Source organism: Streptomyces sp. AC555_RSS877, from assembly GCF_019049245.1.
Lineage (GTDB): Bacteria > Actinomycetota > Actinomycetes > Streptomycetales > Streptomycetaceae > Streptomyces.
Genome location: NZ_JAGMUK010000007.1, coordinates 14,805 through 39,323, shown reverse-complemented (window position 1 = coordinate 39,323; position 24,519 = coordinate 14,805). Strand labels below are relative to the sequence as shown.

Here is a 24,519-nt window from a genome sequence, read left to right as displayed (position 1 = left end):
CTGAATCGTGGAGAACCTGATTGCGCTGCTCATCGCGGCGCCCCTGCTCGGAGCGGCGGTCCTGCTGTGCGGCGGCCGGCGACTGGACGCCGTCGGCCACTGGATCGGCACGGCCCTGGCCTCCGCGTCCTTCGTGTTCGGCGCGATCCTCTTCGTCGACCTGCTCGGCAAGGACGCCGAACACCGGACACTGACCCAGCACCTGTTCAGCTGGGTGCCGGTCGAGGGCTTCCAGGCGGACGTCGCCTTCCAGCTCGACCAGCTGTCGATGACGTTCGTCCTGCTCATCACCGGCGTCGGCTCGCTGATCCACCTGTACTCGATCGGGTACATGGAGCACGACGAGCGGCGCCGCCGCTTCTTCGGCTATCTGAACCTGTTCCTCGCGGCGATGCTGCTGCTCGTCCTCGCCGACAACTACCTGCTGCTGTACGTCGGCTGGGAGGGCGTCGGTCTGGCGTCGTACCTGCTGATCGGCTTCTGGCAGCACAAGCCCAGTGCCGCCACCGCCGCGAAGAAGGCATTCCTGGTCAACCGCGTCGGCGACGTGGGCCTGTCGATCGCGATCATGCTGATGTTCACGACCTTCGGGACCTTCGCCTTCGGCCCGGTGCTCGGCACCCACGAGGAACCCGGGCTCGTCGGTGACACCTCCGAGGCCACGCTCACCGGCATCGCCCTGATGCTGCTGCTGGCCGCCTGTGGCAAGTCCGCCCAGGTGCCGCTGCAGTCCTGGCTCGGGGACGCGATGGAGGGCCCGACCCCGGTCTCGGCCCTCATCCACGCCGCGACGATGGTGACCGCAGGCGTCTACCTGATCGTCCGCTCCGGGGCCCTCTTCAACGCGGCGCCCGACGCGCAACTCGTCGTCACCATCGTCGGTGCCGTCACGCTGCTGTTCGGTGCGATCGTCGGTTGCGCGAAGGACGACATCAAGAAGGCGCTGGCCGGCTCGACCATGTCGCAGATCGGCTACATGATCCTCGCCGCGGGCCTGGGCCCCATCGGCTACGTCTTCGCGATCATGCACCTGGTGACGCACGGCTTCTTCAAGGCCGGGCTGTTCCTCGGCGCCGGTTCGGTCATGCACGGCATGAACGACGAGGTCGACATGAGGAAGTACGGCGGCCTCAGGAAGTACATGCCGGTCACCTTCATCACGTTCGGCCTCGGCTACCTCGCCATCATCGGCTTCCCAGGCCTGTCCGGCTTCTTCTCCAAGGACAAGATCATCGAGGCGGCCTTCGCCAAGGGCGGCACCGAGGGCTGGATCCTCGGCGGCGTGGCCCTGCTGGGCGCGGCCATCACGGCGTACTACATGACGCGCGTGATGCTGATGACGTTCTTCGGAGAGGAGCGCTGGCGTCACACCGGGACGCCGTCCCCGGCCGAGCCGAGTGTGGAGCCCGCCGCCGAGCACCGCGGCGAGCACGCCGAGCCGCACCCGCACGAGTCGCCCAAGTCCATGACGATCCCCATGATCGTGCTGGCCTTCGGATCGGTCTTCGCGGGTGGCCTGTTCAGCGTCGGCGACCGCTTCCTGCACTGGCTGGAGCCCGTGACCGGCCACGACCACGGACATCCCCCGGTCAGTGCGCTGACGGTCACCCTCGCCACCATGGTCGTGCTCGTGATCGGTGTCGCCGCGGCCTACCTCCAGTACGGGCGCCGTCCGGTCCCGGTCGTCGCCCCGCGCGGGTCGCTGCTCACCCGGGCCGCCCGGCGCGACCTGCTCCAGGACGACTTCAACCACGTGGTCCTCGTGCGCGGCGGCGAGCACCTCACGCGCTCCCTGGTGTACGTCGACCACACCCTGGTCGACGGCGTCGTCAACGGCACGGCGGCCTCGATGGGCGGACTCTCGGGGCGGATGCGCAAGCTGCAGAACGGCTTCGCGCGGTCGTACGCGGTCTCGATGTTCGGCGGTGCGGCGGTCCTCGTCGCCGCGACCCTGCTGATGAGGGCGGTCTGATACCGATGTCCTTTCCCCTGCTGACAGCGATGGCGGCGCTTCCGGCCCTCGGGGCGGTCGCCACGGCAGCCGTACCGGCCGCGCGGCGCTCCGCCGCCAAGTGGCTGGCGCTTCTCGTCTCGCTCGCCACGCTCGCCCTCGCGATCGTCGTCCTGGTCCGCTTCGACCCGGACGGCGACCGTTACCAGCTCACCGAATCACGTGCCTGGATCGCGGACTTCGGGGTCAGGTACGAGCTGGGTGTGGACGGCATCGGGGTGGCGCTCATCGCGCTGACCGCGCTGCTGATCCCGTTCATCATCCTCGCGGGCTGGCACGACGCCGACCCGCTGGAGACCGGCAACAAGCGGTGGCGGCCCACGCAGGGCTTCTTCGCCCTGATCCTGGCCGTCGAGGCGATGGTGATCATCTCCTTCGAGGCCACCGACGTCTTCCTCTTCTACATCTTCTTCGAAGCCATGCTGATCCCGATGTACTTCCTCATCGGCGGCTTCGGAGACCGTGCCCACGCCGGCTCCGACGAGAACGCGGCGACCCAACGCTCCTACGCCGCCGTGAAGTTCCTCCTCTACAACCTGGTCGGCGGCCTGATCATGCTGGCCGCGGTGATCGGCCTGTACGTGGTCGCCGGGAACTTCAGCCTCCAAGAGATCGCCGAGGCGCGCGCCAACGGCTCGCTGGACATGGCGACCAACACCGAACGCTGGCTGTTCCTGGGCTTCTTCTTCGCCTTCGCGGTGAAGGCGCCCCTGTGGCCGCTGCACACCTGGCTGCCCAACGCGATGGGGGAGGCCACCGCCCCGGTCGCCGTCCTCATCACCGCGGTCGTCGACAAGGTCGGCACCTTCGCGATGCTCCGCTTCTGCCTCCAGCTGTTCCCGGAGGCGTCGAAGTGGGCGACGCCCGTCATCCTCGTCCTCGCCGTGATCAGCATCATCTACGGGGCGCTGCTCGCCGTCGGCCAGCGGGACATCAAGCGGCTGGTGGCGTACGCGTCGATCTCGCACTTCGGCTTCATCATCATGGGCATCTTCGCGATGACCAGCCAGGGGCAGTCGGGCGCGACGCTCTACATGGTCAACCACGGCATCTCGACCGCCGCACTGATGCTGGTGGCCGGCTTCCTGATCTCGCGGCGCGGCTCGCGGCTCATCGCCGACTACGGCGGAGTGCAGAAGGTCGCTCCGGTGCTCGCCGGCACCTTCCTGATCGGCGGCCTGGCGACCCTGTCGCTGCCTGGGCTCGCGCCGTTCGTGAGTGAGTTCCTCGTCCTGGTCGGCACGTTCGCGCGCTACCCGGTGATCGGGATCATCGCCACCTTCGGCATCGTGCTCGCCGCGCTGTACACCCTCGTCCTCTACCAGAGGACGATGACGGGCCCGGTGAAGCCCGAGGTCGCGGCGATGCCCGACCTCAGGGTGCGGGAACTCGTGGTGGTCGCCCCCCTGGTCGTCCTGCTGATCTTCCTGGGCGTCTATCCGAAGCCCCTCACCGACATCGTGAACCCGGCGGTCAAGCAGACCATGTCCGACGTGGACAAGAAGGACCCCCAGCCCGAGGTGGAGGCGGCCAAGTGAGCGCAACAGCCGTCCACAGCCTGTGGACAACCGCGGCCGAACCGATCACCAAGATCGACGCGCCGACGTTCGAATACGGACAACTGTCGCCCACCTTGATCGTCGTCGGCGCGGCGATCGTCGGGGTGCTGGTCGAGGCATTCGTCCCGCGCAAGTCCCGTTACTACGTCCAGATGTTCGTGTCCGTCGTCGCGCTGGTCGCCGCGTTCGCCGCGGTCGTCGCGCTCGCCGCCGACGGATACGGCACGACCAAGGCGCGCATCGCGGCGATGGGCGCGATCGCCGTCGACGGGCCGGCCCTCTTCCTGCAGGGCACGATCCTGCTGGCGGCCCTGGTCGGCCTCTTCACCTTCGCCGAGCGGCGGCTCGACCCGGAGGCGCACGGCAACCGCGTCGACTCCTTCGCCGCGCAGGCCGCCTCGGTGCCGGGCAGCGACAGCGAAAAAGCCGCGGTGAAGGCCGGGTTCACCACCACCGAGGTGTTCCCGCTGCTGCTGTTCGCCGTCGCCGGCATGCTGATCTTCCCGTCGGCCAACGACCTGCTGACGCTCTTCGTGGCGCTGGAGGTCTTCTCGCTCCCGCTGTACCTGCTGTGCGCGCTGGCCCGCCGCAAGCGGCTCCTGTCGCAGGAGGCCGCGGTCAAGTACTTCCTGCTCGGAGCGTTCGCCTCCGCGTTCACGCTGTTCGGCATCGCGCTGCTGTACGGCTACGCGGGCTCGATGTCCTACGCGACGATCGCGCAGGTCGTCGACGGCCAGGTCCAGACCGTCAACCCGGCGCTCGCGGACACCATGGGCAACGACGCGCTGCTGCTCATCGGAGCCGCGATGCTCATCATGGGCCTGCTGTTCAAGGTCGGCGCGGTGCCGTTCCACATGTGGACGCCCGACGTCTACCAGGGCGCGCCCACTCCGGTGACCGGGTTCATGGCCGCGGCGACCAAGGTGGCGGCCTTCGGCGCCCTGCTCCGGGTCCTGTACGTCATCCTGCCCGGCCTGCGCTGGGACTGGCGGCCGGTCATGTGGGGCGTCGCGATCGTCACCATGCTCGGCGGTGCGATCGTCGCGATCACGCAGACCGACATCAAGCGCCTGCTGGCGTACTCGTCCATCGCGCACGCCGGATTCATCCTCGCGGGTGTCATCGCGACCACGCCGGACGGGGTGTCCTCGGTCCTCTTCTACCTGGCCGCGTACTCGTTCGTGACGATCGGCGCGTTCGCGGTGGTGACCCTGGTGCGGGACGCGGGCGGCGAGGCGACGCACCTGTCCAAGTGGGCGGGGCTCGGCCGGCGTTCCCCTCTGGTGGCGGCCGTGTTCGCGGTGTTCCTGCTGGCCTTCGCGGGCATCCCGCTCACCTCCGGGTTCGCCGGGAAGTTCGCCGTGTTCAAGGCGGCGGCGGAGGGCGGCGCGGCCCCGCTGGTCGTGGTCGGTGTCATCTCGTCCGCGATCGCGGCCTTCTTCTACATCCGCGTCATCGTGCTGATGTTCTTCAGTGAGCCGCAGCCCGACGGCCCGACCGTGGCCGTGCCGTCGCTGCTGACGACGACCACGATCGGGGTCGGCGTGGCGGTCACGCTGGTGCTCGGTGTGGCCCCGCAGTACTTCCTCGACCTGGCGAACCAGGCGGGAGTCTTCGTGCGCTGACCGCGCCGGACGCGCTGACCTGCGGTGTTCGTACGGTGTTCGTACGGCGGGCCCCGGTTTCCCTCGTGGGAACCGGGGCCCCTGCTTGTGCGGACAGGTGGCCGTGCACGTCACCGTCGCGTTGGACTCCTTGAAGAACCCGTCGGGGTTGGTTTCGTAGATCCAGGCATGGAGCGTGTAGTAGCCGGGGAGCCGGCCCGTGTCGAAGGTCTGGCCGGACAGCTTCGGCGCGGTCTGCCCCTTGTCCTCGACGATCCACTCCACGCCGATCAGCTCGCTGCCGTCGATCCCGTCCTCGTACAGCAGGACCGCCGGGGTGGCCGGGTCGACGCTGCCGAGGTACGCCGGGTTGAGGTAGTGGTAGCCCTTGCCGGGGACGCACTGGTCGGTGCGTTGGCAGCCGCCGCTGGTGGCGAACGGCTCGTACACGTACATGCCGGTGGCCGTGTACGTGTGGGTCAGCTGCGTCCAGGCCAAGGCATCCGGGTCGGCGGCGGTCGTCGCCTGCGCGGGAACGGCGGCCGGTAAGAAGGACACCGCTGTCGCCGAGGCCAGGGCGGCGAGGGGCCGAGAGAACCTGGGACTCCTTGGGGCGGGAAGGACACGCACGCAACGGCGTGCCGTCTGAGGGAGAAGCGGGCCTCCCCCTCCCACCCGAGCAGCATGTCCCGGCCGTCGCGGACGTGCCATGTGACGGACTCCATTGGGCTGAGTACGGAGCGTTGCCGGACCAGCCTGTGGATAACTCCGGCGGTGTCAGTCCGGACCCCTATCGTGGAGGCAGTGGTCGAGGGACGACGTACGGGGGACACGGCTATGCGCGGGACGGGCGGGATCACCGAGATGCCAGGGACGATCGATAGCGAGGCGCTGGCCACGCTGCACCGTGTCTTCGGGTACGACGCCTTCCGCGGCGAGCAGGGAGAGGTCATCGAGCACGTGGTGGCCGGCGGGGACGCCGTCGTGCTCATGCCGACCGGCGCCGGCAAGTCGCTGTGCTACCAGATCCCGTCCCTGGTGCGACCCGGTACAGGCATCGTGGTCTCGCCGCTCATCGCGCTGATGCAGGACCAGGTGGACGCGCTGCGGGCCCTCGGCGTGAACGCCGGGTTCATGAACTCCACGCAGGACTTCGACGAGCGGCGGGTGGTGCAGGCCGAGTACCTGGCAGGCGAGCTGGACCTGCTGTATCTGGCGCCGGAGCGGCTGCGGCTGGACTCGACCCTGGACCTGCTCTCGCGCGGCAAGATCGCGGTCTTCGCGATCGACGAGGCGCACTGCGTGTCCCAGTGGGGCCACGACTTCCGCCCCGACTATCTGTCCCTGTCGCTGCTCGGAGAGCGCTGGCCGGACGTCCCGCGGATCGCGCTCACGGCGACGGCCACGCACGCGACGCACCAGGAGATCACCCAGCGGCTCAACATGCCGGCGGCCCGGCACTTCGTGGCGAGCTTCGACCGGCCCAACATCCAGTACCGGATCGTGCCCAAGGCGGACCCCAAGAAGCAGTTGCTGGGCTTCCTGCGCGAGGAGCACGCCGGGGACGCGGGCATCGTGTACTGCCTGTCGCGCCGGTCGGTGGACACGACGGCGGAGTTCCTGTCCCGCAACGGCATCGAGGCGGTGCCCTACCACGCCGGTCTGGACGCGGGCACCCGCGCCGCCCACCAGTCCCGCTTCCTCCGGGAGGACGGCCTGACCGTGGTCGCGACCATCGCCTTCGGCATGGGCATCGACAAGCCGGACGTCCGCTTCGTCGCTCACCTCGACCTGCCCAAGTCGGTCGAGGGGTACTACCAGGAGACGGGCCGGGCCGGCCGTGACGGACTGCCGTCCACGGCCTGGATGGCCTACGGCCTCAACGACGTCATACAGCAGCGCAAGATGATCCAGTCGAGCGAGGGCGACGAGGCGTTCCGGCGCCGCGCCGCCGCTCACCTGGACTCGATGCTGGCGCTGTGCGAGACGGTCCAGTGCCGACGCGGGCAGCTCCTCGCCTACTTCGGCCAGGATCCCGACCCGGTGGGCTGCGGCAACTGCGACACCTGCCTCACCCCGCCGGAGACCTGGGACGGCACGGTCGCGGCCCAGAAGGTGCTGTCCACCGTGGTACGGCTGCAGCGCGAGCGGGGGCAGAAGTTCGGCGCGGTGCAGATCGTCGACATCCTGATGGGCAAGCGCACGGCCAAGGTCATCCAGTTCGACCACGACCAGCTGTCCGTGTTCGGCATCGGCGAGGACCTCTCCGAGGCGGAGTGGCGGGGCGTCGTACGGCAGCTGCTGGCGCAGGGGCTGCTCGCGGTCGAGGGGGACTACGGCACGTTGGTGCTTACCGAGGCGAGCGGGTCGGTGCTGCGCCGGGAGCGGGAGGTGCCGCTGCGGAAGGAGCCGAAGAAGGCGGTGACCTCGCGGTCGGCATCGGGGGCCGGGGCTTCGGGCTCCGGGCGCGGCGAGCGCAAGGCCAAGGCCGCGGTGGCCGAGCTGCCTGAGGCGTTGGTGCCGGCGTTCGAGGCGCTGCGGGCCTGGCGGGCCGAACAGGCTCGTGAGCAGGGGGTTCCGGCGTACGTCATCTTCCATGACGCGACGCTTCGCGAGATCGTGACGGTCTGGCCGACGTCCGTGGCAGAGCTTGGCGGGGTCGGCGGGGTCGGCGAAAAGAAGCTGGTGACCTATGGGGAGGGCGTGATCGAGGTGCTCGCCGGCCTGGACGGGGCTCCTGAAGGCGCGGCGCCGGGCCCGGAGCAGAAGGCGGACCCGGAGCGGGAGACGAACCCGCAGCGGGAGGCGGACCCGGGCGCGGACGACTGGCCAGAGATGGATGCGGAGCCCGAGCCGGACGACTGGATATAGGGACGGCTCGGGCAGGGGCAGGGTCACAGGGCTCGGGCCGCGTACGCCCTGACGTCCGCGTCGGAGTCGGTCGTCGCTGTGGCCAGGGCCGCGCGGGCGCCCTCGGTGCTCGCATGCCGGGTCAGTGCCAGGACCGCCGCTTTGCGGACGTCGGCGTTGGGGTCCGCCAGGGCCTTGGCGAGGGCGGGGACGGCCATGTCGGGAGCCGCGGCGGACAGCGCGGTGGCCGCGCCGGCCCGGACCTGCCACGCCGGATCGGACAGGGCGGCCGTGGCCCGTTCGGCGAGCGGTGCCGGGCAGCCGGTGGTGGCGAGCGCACCGTAGGCGGCCGCGCGCACCAGGGCGTCGGGGTCGTCGACGAGGTCGGTGAGGGCGGCCTGGACGGGATCGGGTTCGGTTCCGGCAAAGCCCGGACCCGCGGGGCACGTCGCCGGCGCGACGGCACTCAGGCGTCCTGCGGACACTGTGGCCAGCCCTTTGGCGATCGTGACGCGGACCTCGCGCGACGGATCGGCGGTCGCGGCTCGGGCGAGGTCCTCGGCAGCGTCGACCGACACCAGCGCACGCACGGCCTCGATGCGGACGGCGACGTCGGAGTCCGTCAAGGAGCCCGCGAACAGTTCGGCGTCGCCCAGGAGCAGGGCGCGCAGGACGTCCAGTGAAGCGGCACGAACGACCGGGTCGGACTCGGCCAGGGCCACGACCAGACCGTCGCGCAGGGCCGGTTCGGGCGGCAGGGTCTCGACCAGTTCGCGTATCGAGGCCGCCGCGGCTGCGCGCACCTGCGCGGCGGGGTCGCGGAGCGCTTCGGCTAGGGCGGGACCCGTTCCCGGCGGCAGCGCCTCCGTCAGCACTGCGACGGCCTCGCGTCGGACGGCGGGCGCCGGGTCGGCCAAGTACGGCCGCAGAGCGTCGAGTTCGGGCTGCTCCTCGGCGAGGGCGACGAGCTCCACGAGACGGGCCGAGGACTGCTCGTGGGCTGGGCGGGAGGCCGGGTTCTCCCCGGCACCCCTCCCTGCCGGCTCGGCTTCTTCGGCCCCGGCAGCCACCGGTGCCACCTGCCGTGCCCCGGCGGTCGCCACCTGTTCCGGATGGACCTCGCCGAGGTGGCGGGAAGTACCGCCGGTCGGGGTGAACTCCTCGATCGGGACCAGATAGGGAGCCACGGGACGAGCCGTGAACTCCATCGCACCAGAGGGGGACTTGTGCAGATCGAGGTGGTGGAACCAGGACGCGTCGTCGCGACGGGGGTGGTCGAGACGGTCGTGGTAGAGGCCCCAGCGGGACTCCGTGCGGGCCAGGGAGGCGCGGGCGGCCATCTCCGCGCAGTCGCGGATGAAGGTGACCTCGGCGCAGCGCATCAGCTCGTGCGGGGTGCGGGCGCCCATCTCGGCGATGTCGGCGCGCATCCGCTCGAACGCCTCCAGAGCCAGGGAGAGCCGGGCGCCGGACTTCGGCGGCGCCACGTAGTCGTTCACGAAGCGCCGCAGCTTGTACTCGACCTGGGACTGCGGCGGGCCGTCCGGATTGCGCAGCGGGCGGTAGACCAACTCGTGGGCGTCGCGCAGCTGGTCGGCCGGCAGTTCGCCCGCGTACGGCCGGTAGCGGGCCGCGTCCGCGCCCGCCAGGTCACCGAAGACGAACGCGCCGATCATGTAGTTGTGCGGGACGCAGGCCAGGTCGCCGGCGGCGTACAGGCGGGGGACGGTCGTACGGGCGTGGTCGTCGACGCGTACGCCGGAGGCCGAGTGGCCGCCGCACAGGCCGATCTCGGAGATGTGCATCTCGACGTCGTGAGTGCGGTAGTCGTGGCCGCGGCCGGAGTGGAAGGTGCCGCGGGTCGGGCGCTCCGTCGAGTGGAGGATCGACTCCAGGGCCGCGACCGACTCCTCCGGGAGGTGGCTCAGCTTCAGGTACACCGGGCCCCGGTCGGAGGCGACCTCCGCCGCGAACTCCGCCATCATCTGGCCGGACCAGTAGTCCGAGTCGACGAAGCGTTCGCCGTGCCGGTTGACCTGGTAGCCGCCGAAGGGGTTGGCGACGTAGGCGCAGGCCGGGCCGTTGTAGTCCTTGATCAGCGGGTTGATCTGGAAGCACTCGATGCCGGTGAGCTCGGCGCCCGCGTGGTAGGCCATCGCGTAGCCGTCGCCCGCGTTGGTGGGGTTCTCGTACGTGCCGTACAGGTAGCCGGAGGCGGGCAGGCCGAGGCGGCCGCAGGCGCCGGTGGCGAGGATCACCGCGCCCGCGCGGACGGTGACGAACCGTCCCGTGCGCGTGTTGAAACCCGCCGCCCCCACGGCGCGGCCCTCGGCCGTCAGCACACGCACCGGCATCACCCGGTTCTCGATGCGTCCGACGCGGCCGAGCCAGGCGTCCGCCTGCTCCCTGCGCTGCCTGCGCGGCAACCCCTGGATGGCGAGCGGAAGTTCGACGTTGGCGCGCAGGGTGCGCCAGGGGAGGAGGGCGTCCTCCTGGAAAACCAGGGCACGGTCGGCGGAGGGGCCCACCAGCGGGCGGCCGTCCTGGCTGATCTCCCCGGAGAGCGGGGACAGCAGGCCGGCCAGGGTCCGCAGGAGCGTCGACTTGCCGCAGCCGGAGGGGCCGACGACGGTGAGGATCTCGCCGGGTGCGACATCCAGGTCGACGCCGGCCAGAGCGGCGGCGTCCGGGCGACCGAGCGTGGCGCTCCGGAGGGCGAACCGGATGCCGCTGACGGCCGCCGGGGCGGGGGACTGCGCGACCTTCGCGGTCGCGGCGGCCTGTGTGCCGGTCGAGGACGCGTCGGCCTTCGAGGCTCCGGGCTCCGTGCCGGTTGACGGCACGTCAGGCTCCGCGCCGGACGACGGCGCGCTCGTCGCAGGACCGGTGAGGAGCCGGTCGCGCGCGTGGGACTTGGACGTCTCAGACGAGGTGCTCATCGCGCGCCTCCTCGGTGTCGGGCACGGTGTGGGCGATCGGCGTGGTGTGGACGGCCGGCCCGGTGGGGTGGCGGGGCCCGGGCCGGGGGCCGGGGGCGTACGTGCGGGGCAGCCAGTGGGTGAGGCGGCGGCCGAGCAGTTCCACGGCGGTGGAGGTGATCCAGCCGAGGATGCCGATGGTGGCCATGCCGACGAACACACCCGGGTAGTCGACGACCGTGTAGTCCTGCCAGGTGCGGTAGCCGACGCCGTACTGGCCGGAGATCATCTCGGCGGAGATCACGCAGATCCACGAGACGCCGATGCCGACGGACAGGCCGCCGAAGATGCCGGGCAGCGCACCCGGCAGGACGACCGAGCCGAGGATCCGCCACCGGCCGCCGCCCATGGTGAGCACCGCTTCCTCCCACACCGGGATCAGAGCTTGGACCGCGTGCCGGGTGGACACCAGGACAGGGAAGAAGGCGGCGGTGCAGGTGATGAAGACGATGCCCTGTTCGTTGGAGGGGAAGAGGAGGATCGCGACGGGGACGAGGGCGATGGCCGGGACCGGGCGGATCACTTCCAGCACCGGGCCGAGCAGGTCCTCGGCGAGACGGGAGCGCGCCACGAGCACGCCCGCCGCCACGCCCAGGAGTGCGGCGAGCAGGAATCCGGTGATGATGCGGGTGAGGCTGTCGGTGAGGTCGGTCCAGTAGTCGGGCCCGGACAGCCGGCCGGCGAAGGCGCGGGCCACGTCGGTGACGGTGGGGAACTGCGAGAAGCGCAGCCACAGGTCGATGTTCAGGCTGGTCAGCAGCTGCCACAGGCCGAGGGCGGCGGCCAGCGAGGAGACCCGCAGGGCGAGCCGGCCCGCCCGCCTCGGATAGCGGTACGGCGCCGTCCGGGTCATGACGCCCGGGCCAGTGCGTCGGCGTACGGGATGACGCGGGCGCCGCCGTGGTCGGCGACGTATGCCTTCGCGGTCGCCGGTGCGACGAAGGGGAGGAGCTGGTCGCCGTCGCTCACCCAGACGGCCCGGTCGGCGAACCAGAGAGTGCCGGTGGTGGCGTCGGGGACGTAGGCGGCGCGGATGTCGGCCTTGCGCAGGGCGATGTAACGCAGCAGCTCGGAGGGGGACTTGAAGGTCCGGGTCCGCGTCGAGTTCTTGGGCCAGACCTCGCTCGCGGCCGGGGCGGGGGCGGCGGCGAGGCGCTTCGCGTAGGCCGGGCCGAGGGCCTTCTTGACGTACTGGTCGTCGACGAAGGCGTCCACGTCCACGTCGCCGGTGAGTTTCGCCGACTTGAGGACCGAGACGTCCTGCTTGAGGGCGGCGACCAGTTGGGGCTTGATCGCCGGGTCGAAGGTGGCGATGCCGTGGGCGCCGTTGTAGAGGTAGACGACCTCGGCGGGCAGGCCGGTGGCCTTCGCGACCTTCTCGGCGGCGGCCACCGGGTGGGCGTTCAGGTAGTCGGTCGCTTCCGCCTGGGCCTTGAGGAAGGCCTCCAGGACCGCCGGGCGCTTCTTGGCGAAGTCCTCGCGGGCGGTGACGCCGTGGAAGGTGGGGAGGTTCAGGAGGGCGCCGTCGTACAGGGCCTTCGCCTTGCCCTGGAAGGCCAGCAGGCCGGGCCAGGCGACGAACTGCGAGAGCGCGTCCGTGCTGCCGGCGGCGAGGGCCGAAGCACCCACCGCGGGCTGCTGGTTGAGCTTCTCGACGCCCTGGTCGGGGTCGATGCCGGCGCGTTGCAGGGCGCGTACGAGGGTGCCGTCGGCGGCCGAGCCGACGCTGGTGGAGACCTTCTTGCCGCGGAGGTCTTCGAGCGAGGTGAGCTTCGAGTCCGGGGAGGTGACGATCGTGTTGAGGCCGCCGCGGAGGTTGTAGCCGGTGACGGAGACCAGGTGGGTGGGTTGGCCGAGCTGTTTGCCGCGGGCCGCGTTGATGAGGAGCGGGAAGTCGCCCATCGAACCGATGTCGATCTTCCCGGCGGTCATCTGGGCGGTGATGGGGGCGCCGGTGGCGTAGTCCTGCCAGTTCACCTTGTAGGTGGTGCCGTCGCCCAGGGCGTTGAGCCGTTTCTCGAGGGAGCCGAGAGAGCGCAGGAGGGTGCCGGCCGTGACCGTGTTGATCGTCTTGGACTGGTAGCCGACGGTGACGGTGACCGTCGAGCTGTCGCCCGCCTCCGCACTGCCGCCGCAGGCGGTGAGGGGCAGGAGGAGCGTGACGGCAGCGGCGGCGACTGCGGTGCGTTTCATGGGAGTTGGTGGCCTCTCACCGGAGCAGATAGGGCATGTTGACCGTGACGGCTCCAGTGGGACAGCGGGCCGCGCACGGGCCGCAGTACCAGCACTCGTCGACGTGCATGTAGGCCTTGCCGTTGCTCTCGTCGATGGCGAGGGAGTCCAGCGGGCACATGTCCACGCAGAGCGTGCAGCCGTCGATGCACTTCGACTCGTCGATGGTCACGGGCACGTCGGCCCGCTGGGGCGCCAAGGGCATGGCTGTCTCCAGGAAGGTGCGCAAGCAGGGATGTGGAGCGGAACCGGGGAGGACTTACAGCGACCGGTGCAGCAGGCCGCTCATGGTGATGCGGTCGCCGCGGAAGCGGATGAACTCCAGGTCGACCGGGCGGCCGTCGGCGAGGTGCGTGAGCCGTTCCAGCATGAGGACGGCAGCGCCGCGCGGGGCTTCCAGTACGGCGGCGGAGTGGGCGTCCGCGTTCACCGCCTCCAGGGTGATCTCGGCGTGGCCCAGGGGCTGACCGGTGATGGCTTCCAGGAGGCGGAAGACGTCGGTGTTCTCCAGGTCGGCGCCGAGCAGGGCGGTGCCGAGGTCGAGGGGGACGTAGGTGAGGTCGAGGGAGAGGGGGAGGCCGTTGAGGCGGCGCAGGCGTTCGATGTAGAGGACGTCGGTGCCGGGGGCGACGTGGAGGCGTTCGGCGACGGGGACGGGAGCGGGGGCGGGGCCCATGGTGCGGACCTCGTTGGTGACCCGGCCGTGTTCGCGGAGGGTTTCCGCGAGGCCCATCAGGCGGTCGAGGCCGTGGGGGTACTTCTGGGCGACGACGACCGTGCCGACGCCGGGGAGGCGTTCCACCAGGCCTTCGGCGCGCAGCAGGTCCAGGGCTTGGCGGACTGTGTTGCGGGAGGCGCGGTAGTCGGTGGCGAGGGCGGACTCGTGGGGGAGGGTGCCGTCCGGGAAGCCGTCGGTGAGGAGTTGGCGGCGTAGCAGGTCGGCGAGTTGGCGCGCCTGGTCCGCGCGCAGCCGGCGACGCGTGCGGTGGGCGGCGACGGTGGTCGCGCCTTGGCCGGCGTGGTCGCGGATGCGGTCGGAGGGGGGCATGTTTCGAACCATACCGAGGCGGTAGGGAAAGTCGTGTTGCGGGATTGTTGCGCCACCAGGGGCTCCGCCGGTGGGGCTGCTGACCTGGGGATTTCGGTGGCTGTGGGGAAGATCTGCCACCGGTTTCGGGGTCGGCGCGACCGGCGCAGCCCGGCGCCGGCGGGGTGCCGCCTGCGCCCACCCGTGCCGCCCCAGCGGCACGACTGCCCGCAGCTGGGGTGGCCCGTCCTACGACAGTGCCGTGATGCCTGGGGCGAAGGTGATCAGGAGGGGGAGGAGCGGGACCAGGGTCGCCACCGTTGTCGTCAGGGCTCGGTGGCGGGGGCCGAGGCGGGGCTGGGGCTCCAGGAGGCGGTCCACTCGTTCGCCGAGGAGGCGGTGGGTGGAGGCGCAGGAGAGGACGCCTCGGTGTTGGTTCAGTTCGATCAGGGCCAGGGCCGTGGTCAGGTGGCCGCAGCGGCGGGAGGCCGTGTCGTCGGCGGACAGTTCGACCAGGCGGTGGGTCTGGTCGCAGAAGTGGGCGAAGAGCGGGATACGGGGGAAGCCGGTGGCGAGGGCGGTGGAGAGGTGGAGCAGCCAGTCGTGGCGGGCTCGGGCGTGGCCGCGCTCGTGGGTGAGGACCGCGTCCAGCTGGTGGTCGGTGAGGCGGTGCAGGGCACCGGTCGTCACGATCAGCTGGGGCGGGTTGCCGGGCATCCACCAGGCGTCCGGGTACTCGTCCTCCAGGACGAGCAGGGGTCCGCGCGCGGCGGGCAGGCCGGCCGGCAGGTCGGGGGCGCGTTCGCGCAGGTGGGCGCGGGCCTGGCCGCGGCATCGGCGGGCCTCGACGAACTCGCGGGCGAGCATCGCGGTCGTCCAGGCGGCCCCGCACGCCAGTAGCAGCGTGAGGGCGACGGCCCAGGCCGGGGCGACGGAGAGGTCGTACGCGGCGGTCACGGCCGGCGGTGCCGGTGCGAAGACGTGGTCGCGGACGGTGTGGAAGACCGCCGCGGTGCCCAGCACGAGGGCCGCCAGACAGCACAGCAGGACGGTGGCGACCAGGCACTGCCACACCCACAGCGCGACCACGGGGTCCCGCTCGGGCCACGCGGCCCGGGTCAGCGCGCGCGGAACCGGTACGGCGGCCGCCAGGGCGACGGCGCTCAACAGGAGCAGGCTGACAGTCATGCCACGGGCTCCGGATCTGGTCGGAAGAAACGGCTGCTATGGGTGCACAGCGCGCAGTGCGCAGTGCACTGGGGCAAGCACCGCACGGGTTGTACGGCCGGCTGTACGGCCGTATGGGCTGTACGGCTGACGGGCCGTGCGGCCGCATGGGTTGTCCGAGCGGCGACGGCGTCGTCCGTCGTCCTCACAGCCGCGCCGCCCGTCGCCAGTATGACGGCGGCGGGCGGCGTACGGCAGGTGTCGGAAGTCGTTCAGTGGGGCGCGATGTGGGGCGGGGACGGCACCACCCGGCCGACGACCTCGCCCAGTCCCACCCGGACACCGTCAGGGCCGGGGGCCCAGGCCGACAGGATCACCTCGTCGCCGTCCTCGAGGAAGGTCCGCTTGCCGTCGGGGAGTTCGAGGGCATCGCGGCCGTTCCAGGTCAGTTCCAGCAGCGATCCCCGTTCCCGCTCGGCAGGTCCGCTCACCGTGCCGGAGCCGTACAGGTCGCCGGTGCGCAGGGACGCGCCGTTGACGGTCATGTGGGCCAGTTGCTGGGCGGCCGTCCAGTACATGGTGGAGAAAGGGGGCTCGGAGACGACGTGGCCGTTGAGGGCGACCGAGATGCGCAGGTCGTAGCCGCCGGGTTCGTCGTCCGTGTCGTCCAGGTACGGCAGCAGGGGGTGGGTCCGCTCCGGGGGCGTCACCCGTGCCGGCTCCAGGGCGTCCAGCGGGGTGATCCATGCCGACACCGAGGTGGCGAAGGACTTGCCGAGGAACGGGCCGAGAGGGACGTACTCCCAGGCCTGGATGTCGCGCGCGGACCAGTCGTTCAGCAGGCACAGCCCGAAGACGTGCTCGCGGAAGTCGGTGAGGGCGACCGGTTCGCCCCTGCGCGAGGGCGCCCCGACCACGAAGCCGACCTCGGCCTCGATGTCCAGGCGGACGGAGGGTCCGAAGACCGGCGCGGGGTCGGAAGCGGCCTTCCGCTGACCCGACGGGCGTACGACGTCCGTGCCGGACACCACCACCGTGCCGGAGCGGCCGTGGTAGCCGATCGGCAGGTGCTTCCAGTTGGGGGTCAGGGAGTCGGCGGCGTCCGGGCGGAAGATCTGGCCGACGTTCCGGGCGTGGTTCTCGGAGGCGTAGAAGTCGACGTAGTCCGCCACCTCGAAGGGCAGATGCAGGGTCACGGACGACAGGGGGTGGAACAGCGGCTCGATGGTCTCGCGGTGGGAGGGCACCGTCACCCATGCCGTCAGCGCGCGCCGCACGTCCGACCAGGCGTTGCGGCCCGCGGCGAGCAGCGGGTTCAGGGAGGGCCGCGCGAGGAGGGCGACGTACGGGGAGCCGAGGGCGGCGGCCGCCGCGCCCGCGTCCAGGACGTGGTCGCCGAGGCGGACACCCACCCGGCGATCGTCGGATCCGGGGAGCGAGAACACGCCGTACGGGAGGTTGTGCGTGCCGAAGGGGTCGCCCTCGGGGACATCGAAGGGGGGCATGGGTGCTGCCTCACTCTCGTGCGTACCGTGCGTTCGATGTGGTCGCGCCACACGCTGTCGGGCCACACGTTACGGCTGAGTTGCGTGGGCGGACACAGAGAAGATGGTCTTGCCCCCGTCCGGGCGGTCAGCCGGCACCAAGAGGCCGCGTGGAGCACCCGCCGGTCCCGTCACGTCGCGCCGCGGCGAACAGAGGGCCGCTCACGACGTGCAGACGTCCTTCAGCTTGTCGGCCGCCGCGTCGATCCTGCCGGTGTCCGGGTCGGTGTCGCCGTTCAGGACGGCCTGGTTGTAGTCCTTGACCGCCTGGTTCAGCTCGTCGGCCGCCTTGTCGACCTTGCTGTCGTCCGTGTCCGCGTTGATCTTGTCGAGGTTCTTCTCGATCGTGTCGATCGACTCGTTCGTGCGGGAGGGGTCCTCGGCCGCGTCCCAGCCGGCCTCGTGGATCGCCTTGAGGCTGTCGGAGATCGTGTCGGCGTCGGACACGCAGTCCAGCGAGTTGTCGAAGTCGTCGGGCTCGCAGGCGGCGGCGAGCCCCGAGGTCAGGGCGACCGCGGCGACGGCGCTGGCGAGGCGGGTGAAACGGCGGCGGCGCGGGCGGTTCGCGGACATGGGCTGTCCCTTCATCGAGGAAGAGGGGAGGAGAGAGGAAGAGATGGAGGAGGGAATCCGTGAGGATCTCTGTCCGCCCACGATCCCGTCGCCGGCTCGCCACGACGAGGGAACGGTCACCCGTATCGGTGGTGTAGCCCACTACACCGTCCGGCGGCGACAGGGCTGTCGCCGCCGGTGAACGGGCCCTTCGGTCCTACGACCGGTAGCGCCCCAGTGTCCTCAGCCCCGGCAGCGCCCTGTCCTCGAAGTCGAACAGGGCAAGGTTCTCCCACGCGTTGCCGGACGCCGGGTCCTGAGGGTTCCAGCCGCTGCCGGCGCGGTAGGTCCACACGCCTTCCCAGTAGCAGTAGCCGAGGCCCTGCCCGCCGGGGACGGCGGCGGCGAGGTCGGCCACCGCGCGCAGCCAGGCCGCCTGGCCCTCGGGCGTGGCGGGGAAGCCCTCGGTGAGCTGCGAGGGGTCGTTCATGATGTCGTTGATGTCGTCCTCGCTCTCCAGCGTGAACGGGTAGGCCGTCTCGGCGATGACGCACGGCTTGCCGTAACGGGCCGTGATGTCGGCCATGTTGGCGGCGGCCTGCTCCACCGGCCCATGCCAGAAGGGGTAGTACGACAGGCCGATGATGTCGAAGTCGACCCCGTAGGAGACCGCGTTGTCGAACCACCACCGGTACAGCCCGTTGTCGCCGCCGTTGGCCAGGTGGAGGATCGTGCGGATGCGCGGCTGGGTGTCGCGGGCGGCGCTGAGGCCGGCCTTGAGGAAGGCGGCGAGGTTGTCCCAGTGCTCCCAGTTGCCGTCGGGCCAGAGCATGCCGCCGTTGAGCTCGTTGCCGATCTGTACCAGGTCGGCCGGAGTGCCCTGCCGCTTCAGCGCGCCGAGGACGTCGGCGGTGTGGTCGTAGACGGCCCGGGTCAGGCCGGCCACGTCCAGGCCGGTCCACGCGGCCGGCTTGGTCTGGTGCGCCGGGTCCGCCCAGGTGTCGGAGTAGTGGAAGTCGACCCAGATGCCGATGCCGGCCCGCTTCAGGCGACGGGCCAGCGGGAGTATGTGGGCCTTGTTGTTGTAGCCGTCGGCCGGGTTGACCCACACCTTGAGGCGGGCATGGGTGACGCCCGCCTCGGCGAGGATGCGGACCGGGTCCTGGCGGCGGCCGTCGGCACGCCGGTAGACGGCACCCTTGTCCTCGTTCTTCGGCAGCGAGGAGATGTCCACGCCGCGGATCTGCAGGCGGCGACGATCTCCGGCCGCTGCGGCGACGGCCGGTGCGGCCACGGCGGGTGCCGCGCCCAGCACGGGTATCGCCAGCGCGGCGGCTCCGGCGGCGGTCAGAACACTGCGTCTGCGCATGTCAGGGTCCCTTCACAGTGAAAGTCACAGAGGAAGAACAAGAGGAAGAACAAGAGGTGGAAACAGGAGGTGGAAACAGGAGGTGGAAACAGGAGGGAAAGCTCAGCGCGGCTCGCGGAACACCTCGACCGCGCCCGCGGGCACCGCCGCCCGGCTCCCGTCCGGCAGCACCACCTTCACCTCGGCGTCGGTGTGGTTGACGGCGAACCGGAACACCCCCGACTCGCCCTCCCGTACGACGAGTTCGACGTCCCGGGGCAGGTCCAGGGGCGTGACCCCCGCGTCCGCGAGGGTGAGGTCCACGACCGCCGCCAGATCCGCGCCGCTCAGTCGGGTGGCCAGATACCAGGCGGCCCCGTCGCCGAGCGCGCGCCGGGTGAGCGCCGGGCGTCCGGCCGTACGGCCGTCGGCGAAGGCGGCGACGGTCTCGCAGCCGTCGCCCGGGACGACGTATTCGGACCACAGGTCGGCCTCCCACGAGTCCCCGTGCGAGGTCCGTACGGCGACCCGCTCGCCCGGCAGCAACGGGTCGAACTCCTCGACACTCAGCCCGAGCACGTCCCGCAGCGCCCCGGGATACGCGCCGGGGTGCACGCTGTCGTGCTCGTCGACGATGCCGGAGAAGAAGGAGACCAGCAGCGTGCCGCCGCGCGAGACGTACCGCTCCAGGTCGGCGGCGACGGAGGCGGGCGCCGAGTACAGCTGGGGGACGACGAGCAGCGGGTACCGGGAGGGATCGACCTCTCCCAGCCCGGCCGGCGGGAAGAAGTCCACCGTCAGGTGCCGGTCGTACAGCGCCTCGTAGAACGCGTCGAGCCGCTCCCGTGCGTCCAGGTCCTGGCTGGGCCGCCAATCCATGCCCTGCGCCCACCAGGAGTCCCACGACCAGACCATGGCCACGTCGGCCCGGGTGCGGGTGCCGCGCAGCTCGGCCAGGTCCGCGACCCGGCGACCCAGATCGGTGACCTCCCGCCACACACGCGTCCCCGTCCCTCCGTGCGGCAGCATCGACGAGTGGAACTTCTCGGCACCGCTGCGGGACTGGCGCCACTGGAAGAACATCGCGCCCTCGGAGCCGCGGGCGACATGGCCGAGGGAGTTGCGGGCCATCTGGCCGGGTTCCTTGGCCGGGTTGTGGTGCTGCCAGTTGATGCCCGAGGCGGAGTGTTCGAGCAGCAGCCAGGGGGCGCCGCCCGCGACGGAGCGGGTGAGGTCGGCGGCGAGGGCCAGGTTGACGTGGGTGCGGCGGCCGTCGGTGATCAGGTAGTGGTCGTTGGTGACCAGGTCGACCTCCCTGGCCCACTCCCAGTAGTCGATGCTCTGACACTGGCTGGGCGCGACCATGAAGTTGGTGGTCACGGGCACGCCGGGGGACAGACGGTGCAGGAGGTCCCGCTCGGCGACGAAGTTGGCGCGGGCCTGACCGTCGGCGAAGCGCTGGAAGTCCAGCTGATGGGCCGGGTTGCCGACCGTGGGCGTGGTCCGGGGCACCCCGATCTCCTCCCAGTCGCCGTAGAGCTGGCCCCAGAAGGCGGTGCCCCAGGCATGGTTGAGGGCGTCGAGGGTGCCGTAGCGGTCCTGGAGCCAGGCCCGGAAGGCCTGGGCGCAGGTGTCGCAGTAGCAGCTCAGGACGGGAGCGCCGTACTCGTTGTGGACGTGCCACAGGACCACGGCGGGATGCCGCCCGTAGCGCTCGCCGATCCGTGAGGTGATCGAAGCGGCGGCCGCCCGGTAGTCCGGGTTGGAGTGGCAGATCGCGCCGCGTGAGCCGAACGCCAGCCGCACGCCCTCCCGGGTCACGGGCAGGGCCTCGGGGTGGGCGCGGTAGAACCAGGCGGGCGGTACGACGGTGGGTGTCGCCAGGTCCACGAGGATCCCGGCTTCGTGGAGCATCCCGATGATCTGGTCCAGCCACTCGAAGTCGTACTCGCCGGGCCGGGGTTCGATCCTGGACCACGCGAAGATGCCGAGCGAGACCATGGTGACCCCGGCTTCGCGCATCAGCCGTACGTCCTCCTCCCACACCTCCTGCGGCCACTGCTCGGGGTTGTAGTCGCCCCCGAAGGCGAGTGGCAGGCGGTCGTGCGGGGCGGCGGAGGGCATGCGGTGGCTCCCGGGATCGAGGACAGGTAGCGGCGGAGGTGACGCCAGGTTTCTGTGATCGTGCACAGTACTGATTCCGACTGGCATCCGCGAGCAACAAGTAGGTAACCCCAGGCACTCGCCATTGACAAGGGGCCGAAACAATTCTCTACTGTGCACGATCACAGAGCCGCGCGGCCCTCGCGCACAGCCCCTCGGTCACGTCCCGCAGAACCTCCCCCCACGGCGGTTGCCGCGTACGCGGGACGTTGACGAGGTCGGCTCGTCCAAGTCAGGGGAGATGAAGATGTCGATCAACCGCCGCCAGATCAGCAGGCGCAACATCCTCGCCGGGGCCGCAGCCCTCGGCCTTACGAGCACCCTCGCCGCCTGCGGCGGTTCCGACGACGAAGACTCCGGAGAGAGCAGCGGGCCGGTCAAGCTGACCTACTGGTCGTGGGCGCCCAACATGGAGAAGGTCGCCGCGATCTGGAACAAGAAGAACCCGGACATCACGGTCACGGTGTCCAAGCAGGGCAGTGGCGCCGAGATCCTCACCAAGGTGATCACGGCGAAGAAGGCCGGCAACGCGCCCGACCTGATCCAGGCCGAGTACCAGTCGCTGCCGACCCTGGTCTCCAACGACGTGCTCGCCGACATCTCGAAGTACGTCGGTGACGCCAAGGGCGACTTCGCCGAGGGCCTGTGGGACATGGTCACCCTCGGCACCGACGCGGTCTACGGCGTCCCCCAGGACTCCGGGCCGCTGATGTTCTACTACCGCGAGGACCTGTTCAAGAAGCACGGCCTGTCCGTGCCGAAGACCTGGACGGAGTTCGCGGAGACCGCGCGCGCCGCCAAGAAGGCCCTTCCGGACGCCTACCTGACCACCTTCTCCTCCAACGACCCGGGTCTGTTCGCGGGCCTCACCCAGCAGGCCGGCGCCAAGTGGTGGACGGTCGACGGCGGCGGCAAGTGGACGGTCGGCATCGACGACGCCGCCAGCCGGAAGGTCGCCGAGTTCTGGGGCGGCCTGGTCCAGGAGGGCGTCATCGACAACCAGCCGATGTACACCCCGGCCTGGAACAACGCCCTGAACAAGGGCACCCACATCGGCTGGGTCTCCGCCGTGTGGGCGCCCGGTGTGCTGGTCTCCGCCGCCCCCAAGACCCAGGGCAACTGGCGGATGGCCCCGCTGCCGCAGTGGAAGGCCGGCGACAACGTCACCGGCAGCTGGGGCGGTTCCTCCACCGGTGTCTCCACCGACTCCAAGCACGCCGAGGCCGCGGCGAAGTTCGCCCACTGGATCAACACCGATCCGGAGGCGCTGGCCGCCCTGGTCAAGGAGGTCGGCATCTACCCGGCGGCCACCAGTGGCCAGTCCGGCGACGTGCTCACCACGCCCGCCTTCTTCCCGAACCAGAAGGACTTCTACACCACGGCCGCGGAGATAGCCGCCACCACGGCCACCGCCGCCTGGGGCCCGAACGTGCAGACCGCCTACACCGCCTTCAACGACGGCTTCGGCAAGGCCACCAAGGCGAAGAAGGAGGCCCAGTTCACCTCTGCCCTCAGCACCATGCAGTCGAAGACCTTCGACGACATGAAGAAGCAGGGCTTCGAGGTGACCGAGGCATGACCAGCGCTCCGCTCAAGGGCTCCGACCGCATCACGGTCGGGCCCTTGGCGGACGGCACCGGCACCGCCAAGTCCGTCCGCCCCAGCCGCCCCCGCCGCCGTGGCCGCGGCCGCAGCGCACCGTACTGGTTCCTGACGCCGACCCTGGTCCTGTTCGCCGCCTTCACCGTCGTCCCCATCGGGTACGCGATCTGGCTCAGCCTGCACAAGGTCCGGGTCAAGGGCATCGGACTGGGCAAGGGCGCCCGCGAGCAGGTCTGGAACGGCTTCGGCAACTACACCGACGTGTTCCAGGACTCCGAGTTCGGCCACAGCGTGCTGCGCGCCTTCGGCTACGGCCTCATCGTCATCCCGACGATGCTCGGGCTGGCGCTGCTGTTCGCGCTGATGCTCGACACCCCGAAGGTGCGCAGCGCGCCCTTCGCCCGGCTGATGATCTTCCTGCCGTACGCGGTGCCCGGCATCATCGCCGCCCTCATGTGGGGCTTCCTGTACCTCCCGGCCGTCAGCCCCTTCTACTACCTGCTGGACAGGTTCGGCCTGCCGCAGCCGGATTTGTTCGACGGCGGCAACCTGTACCTCTCCTTCGCGAACATCGCGGTCTGGGGCGGCACCGGCTTCAACATGATCGTCATCTACACCGCACTGCGGGCGATCCCGCCGGACATCTACGAGGCCGCGCGCATCGACGGCGCGTCCGACCTCAAGATCGCGCTCAGGATCAAGATCCCGATCGTCATGCCCTCCCTGGTGCTGACCTTCTTCTTCTCGGTGATCGCCACCCTCCAGGTCTTCACCGAGCCCATGGCGCTCAAGCCGCTGACCAACAGCCTCACCTCCACCTGGAGTCCGCTGATGGCCATCTACGACAGCGCCTTCCTGAAGTCCGACATCTACGGTGCCTCCGCCACCGCGGTGGTCCTGGCCCTGGCCACCTACCTCATCTCCTTCACCCTGCTGCGCGTCTCCGACCGCTACACCCGGGAGGACCGGGCATGACCCCCCTCACCCTCACCGCCGACACCGCGGGCATACGCCCCGTCAAGAGCCGTGCGCGGCGCACGGCCTGGGTCCCCACCCTCGTGCTGGTCCTCGGCGCGCTGTATTGCCTGGTCCCCATCGCCTGGGTGGTGATGGCGGCGACCAAGGACCGGTCGGAGCTGTTCTCCACCTTCACCTTCGCGCCCGGCACCGGCTTCTTCGACAACCTGAGCGAGCTGACCGCCTACCGGGACGGCATCTACTGGACGTGGATGGGCAACTCCGCCCTCTACGCGGGCTTCGGCGCCCTGCTGTCCGCCGCGGTCTCCGCCGGCGGCGGCTACGCGCTGGGCCGGTTCGCCTTCCGGGGTCGGGAGGTCATCTTCAAGCTGATCCTGGCCGGCGTCCTGGTGCCCAGCATCGTGCTGACCGTCCCGCAGTACCTGCTGCTGTCGAAGCTGGGCATGGCCGACTCGTACTGGTCGATGCTTCTGCCGTCCATCCTCTCCCCGTACGGCGTCTACCTGGTCCGCATCTACGCGGCCGCCGCGGTGCCCGCCGAACTCCTCGAGGCCGCCCGCATGGACGGCGCGAGCGAGTGGCGGATCTTCTCGCGGATCGCCGTACCGATGATGATGCCGGGCCTGATCACGGTGTTCCTCTTCCAGTTCGTCGCCATCTGGAACAACTTCCTGCTGCCGTACGTGATGCTGGCCGACGACACCAAGTTCCCGCTCACCCTCGGGCTCTACACCCTGCTCGCCCAGGGCGCCTCGCAGCCCGCCCTCTACACCCTGGTCATCACCGGATGTCTGCTGGCGATCATCCCGCTGATCGCGCTCTTCCTGGTGATCCAGCGGTTCTGGTCCCTGGACCTGCTGAGCGGCTCGGTCAAGGCCTGAGGTATCCGCCGACCCCACCGTCA

The 24,519-nt window shown here is 70.5% G+C and carries 19 protein-coding genes; 9 read left to right on the top strand and 10 right to left on the bottom strand.

Going from position 1 to position 24,519, the window contains the following annotated elements; genetic code table 11:
• The first annotated feature begins 7 nt into the window (after positions 1–7).
• From nuoL to recQ, 6 genes are all read left to right on the top strand, one after another.
• Positions 8–1,972: an NADH-quinone oxidoreductase subunit L gene (gene nuoL, locus KUM49_RS04020; RefSeq protein ID WP_217235272.1), complete on the top strand. Its 1,965-nt coding sequence runs from the start codon at positions 8–10 to the stop codon at positions 1,970–1,972.
• A 5-nt stretch (positions 1,973–1,977) separates the two neighbouring features.
• Positions 1,978–3,549: an NADH-quinone oxidoreductase subunit M gene (locus KUM49_RS04015; protein WP_217235271.1), complete on the top strand. Its 1,572-nt coding sequence runs from the start codon at positions 1,978–1,980 to the stop codon at positions 3,547–3,549.
• Entirely contained in the window at positions 3,546–5,195 is a 1,650-nt protein-coding gene (gene nuoN / locus KUM49_RS04010; RefSeq protein WP_217235270.1) for an NADH-quinone oxidoreductase subunit NuoN, read from the top strand. Before KUM49_RS04015 ends, nuoN begins: the two co-directional genes overlap by 4 nt.
• Before the next feature lie 199 nt (positions 5,196–5,394).
• Positions 5,395–5,553, top strand: a complete 159-nt coding sequence (locus KUM49_RS04005) for a hypothetical protein (protein ID WP_217235269.1) — start codon at positions 5,395–5,397, stop codon at positions 5,551–5,553.
• 9 nt (positions 5,554–5,562) lie between these two features.
• The gene (locus KUM49_RS04000; RefSeq protein WP_217235268.1) at positions 5,563–5,823 is read left to right on the top strand and encodes a hypothetical protein; all 261 of its coding nucleotides are present in this window, start codon (positions 5,563–5,565) and stop codon (positions 5,821–5,823) included.
• 188 nt (positions 5,824–6,011) lie between these two features.
• Positions 6,012–8,045, top strand: a complete 2,034-nt coding sequence (gene recQ / locus KUM49_RS03995; protein ID WP_217235368.1) for a DNA helicase RecQ — start codon at positions 6,012–6,014, stop codon at positions 8,043–8,045.
• A 23-nt stretch (positions 8,046–8,068) separates the two neighbouring features.
• Here the strand turns inward: recQ and KUM49_RS03990 are convergent, their stop codons facing one another.
• From KUM49_RS03990 to KUM49_RS03945, 10 genes are all read right to left on the bottom strand, one after another.
• Positions 8,069–10,963: a fumarate reductase/succinate dehydrogenase flavoprotein subunit gene (locus tag KUM49_RS03990; protein ID WP_254400708.1), complete on the bottom strand. Its 2,895-nt coding sequence runs from the start codon at positions 10,961–10,963 to the stop codon at positions 8,069–8,071.
• Positions 10,947–11,855, bottom strand: coding sequence for an ABC transporter permease (locus KUM49_RS03985; protein WP_217235267.1), 909 nt, complete (start codon positions 11,853–11,855; stop codon positions 10,947–10,949). The genes KUM49_RS03990 and KUM49_RS03985 overlap by 17 nt, the downstream gene beginning before the upstream one ends.
• A complete protein-coding gene (locus KUM49_RS03980) occupies positions 11,852–13,195 on the bottom strand; it encodes an ABC transporter substrate-binding protein (protein ID WP_217235266.1) in 1,344 nt (447 codons plus the stop codon). Before KUM49_RS03980 ends, KUM49_RS03985 begins: the two co-directional genes overlap by 4 nt.
• Before the next feature lie 16 nt (positions 13,196–13,211).
• The gene (locus KUM49_RS03975) at positions 13,212–13,439 is read right to left on the bottom strand and encodes a ferredoxin family protein (protein ID WP_010986276.1); all 228 of its coding nucleotides are present in this window, start codon (positions 13,437–13,439) and stop codon (positions 13,212–13,214) included.
• Between the two features lie 54 nt (positions 13,440–13,493).
• The gene (locus tag KUM49_RS03970; protein WP_217235265.1) at positions 13,494–14,282 is read right to left on the bottom strand and encodes a GntR family transcriptional regulator; all 789 of its coding nucleotides are present in this window, start codon (positions 14,280–14,282) and stop codon (positions 13,494–13,496) included.
• A gap of 228 nt (positions 14,283–14,510) precedes the next feature.
• Complete coding sequence (locus KUM49_RS03965) at positions 14,511–15,449, bottom strand: M56 family metallopeptidase (protein WP_217235264.1); 939 nt, start codon at positions 15,447–15,449, stop codon at positions 14,511–14,513.
• Positions 15,450–15,700: 251 nt separating this feature from the next.
• The gene (gene fahA, locus KUM49_RS03960) at positions 15,701–16,933 is read right to left on the bottom strand and encodes a fumarylacetoacetase (RefSeq protein WP_217235263.1); all 1,233 of its coding nucleotides are present in this window, start codon (positions 16,931–16,933) and stop codon (positions 15,701–15,703) included.
• A 201-nt stretch (positions 16,934–17,134) separates the two neighbouring features.
• Positions 17,135–17,545, bottom strand: coding sequence for a hypothetical protein (locus tag KUM49_RS03955; RefSeq protein WP_217235262.1), 411 nt, complete (start codon positions 17,543–17,545; stop codon positions 17,135–17,137).
• Positions 17,546–17,741: 196 nt separating this feature from the next.
• The gene (locus tag KUM49_RS03950; RefSeq protein WP_217235261.1) at positions 17,742–18,893 is read right to left on the bottom strand and encodes an arabinogalactan endo-1,4-beta-galactosidase; all 1,152 of its coding nucleotides are present in this window, start codon (positions 18,891–18,893) and stop codon (positions 17,742–17,744) included.
• A gap of 102 nt (positions 18,894–18,995) precedes the next feature.
• Positions 18,996–20,996, bottom strand: coding sequence for a beta-galactosidase (locus tag KUM49_RS03945; RefSeq protein ID WP_217235260.1), 2,001 nt, complete (start codon positions 20,994–20,996; stop codon positions 18,996–18,998).
• Between the two features lie 280 nt (positions 20,997–21,276).
• Between KUM49_RS03945 and KUM49_RS03940 the strand changes: the two genes are divergently transcribed.
• The 3 genes from KUM49_RS03940 to KUM49_RS03930 are packed head-to-tail and all read left to right on the top strand — an operon-like array spanning position 21,277 to position 24,496.
• A complete protein-coding gene (locus KUM49_RS03940; protein ID WP_217235259.1) occupies positions 21,277–22,614 on the top strand; it encodes an ABC transporter substrate-binding protein in 1,338 nt (445 codons plus the stop codon).
• Entirely contained in the window at positions 22,611–23,612 is a 1,002-nt protein-coding gene (locus KUM49_RS03935) for a carbohydrate ABC transporter permease (RefSeq protein ID WP_217235258.1), read from the top strand. Before KUM49_RS03940 ends, KUM49_RS03935 begins: the two co-directional genes overlap by 4 nt.
• The gene (locus KUM49_RS03930; protein ID WP_217235257.1) at positions 23,609–24,496 is read left to right on the top strand and encodes a carbohydrate ABC transporter permease; all 888 of its coding nucleotides are present in this window, start codon (positions 23,609–23,611) and stop codon (positions 24,494–24,496) included. Before KUM49_RS03935 ends, KUM49_RS03930 begins: the two co-directional genes overlap by 4 nt.
• Positions 24,497–24,519 lie beyond the last annotated feature (23 nt).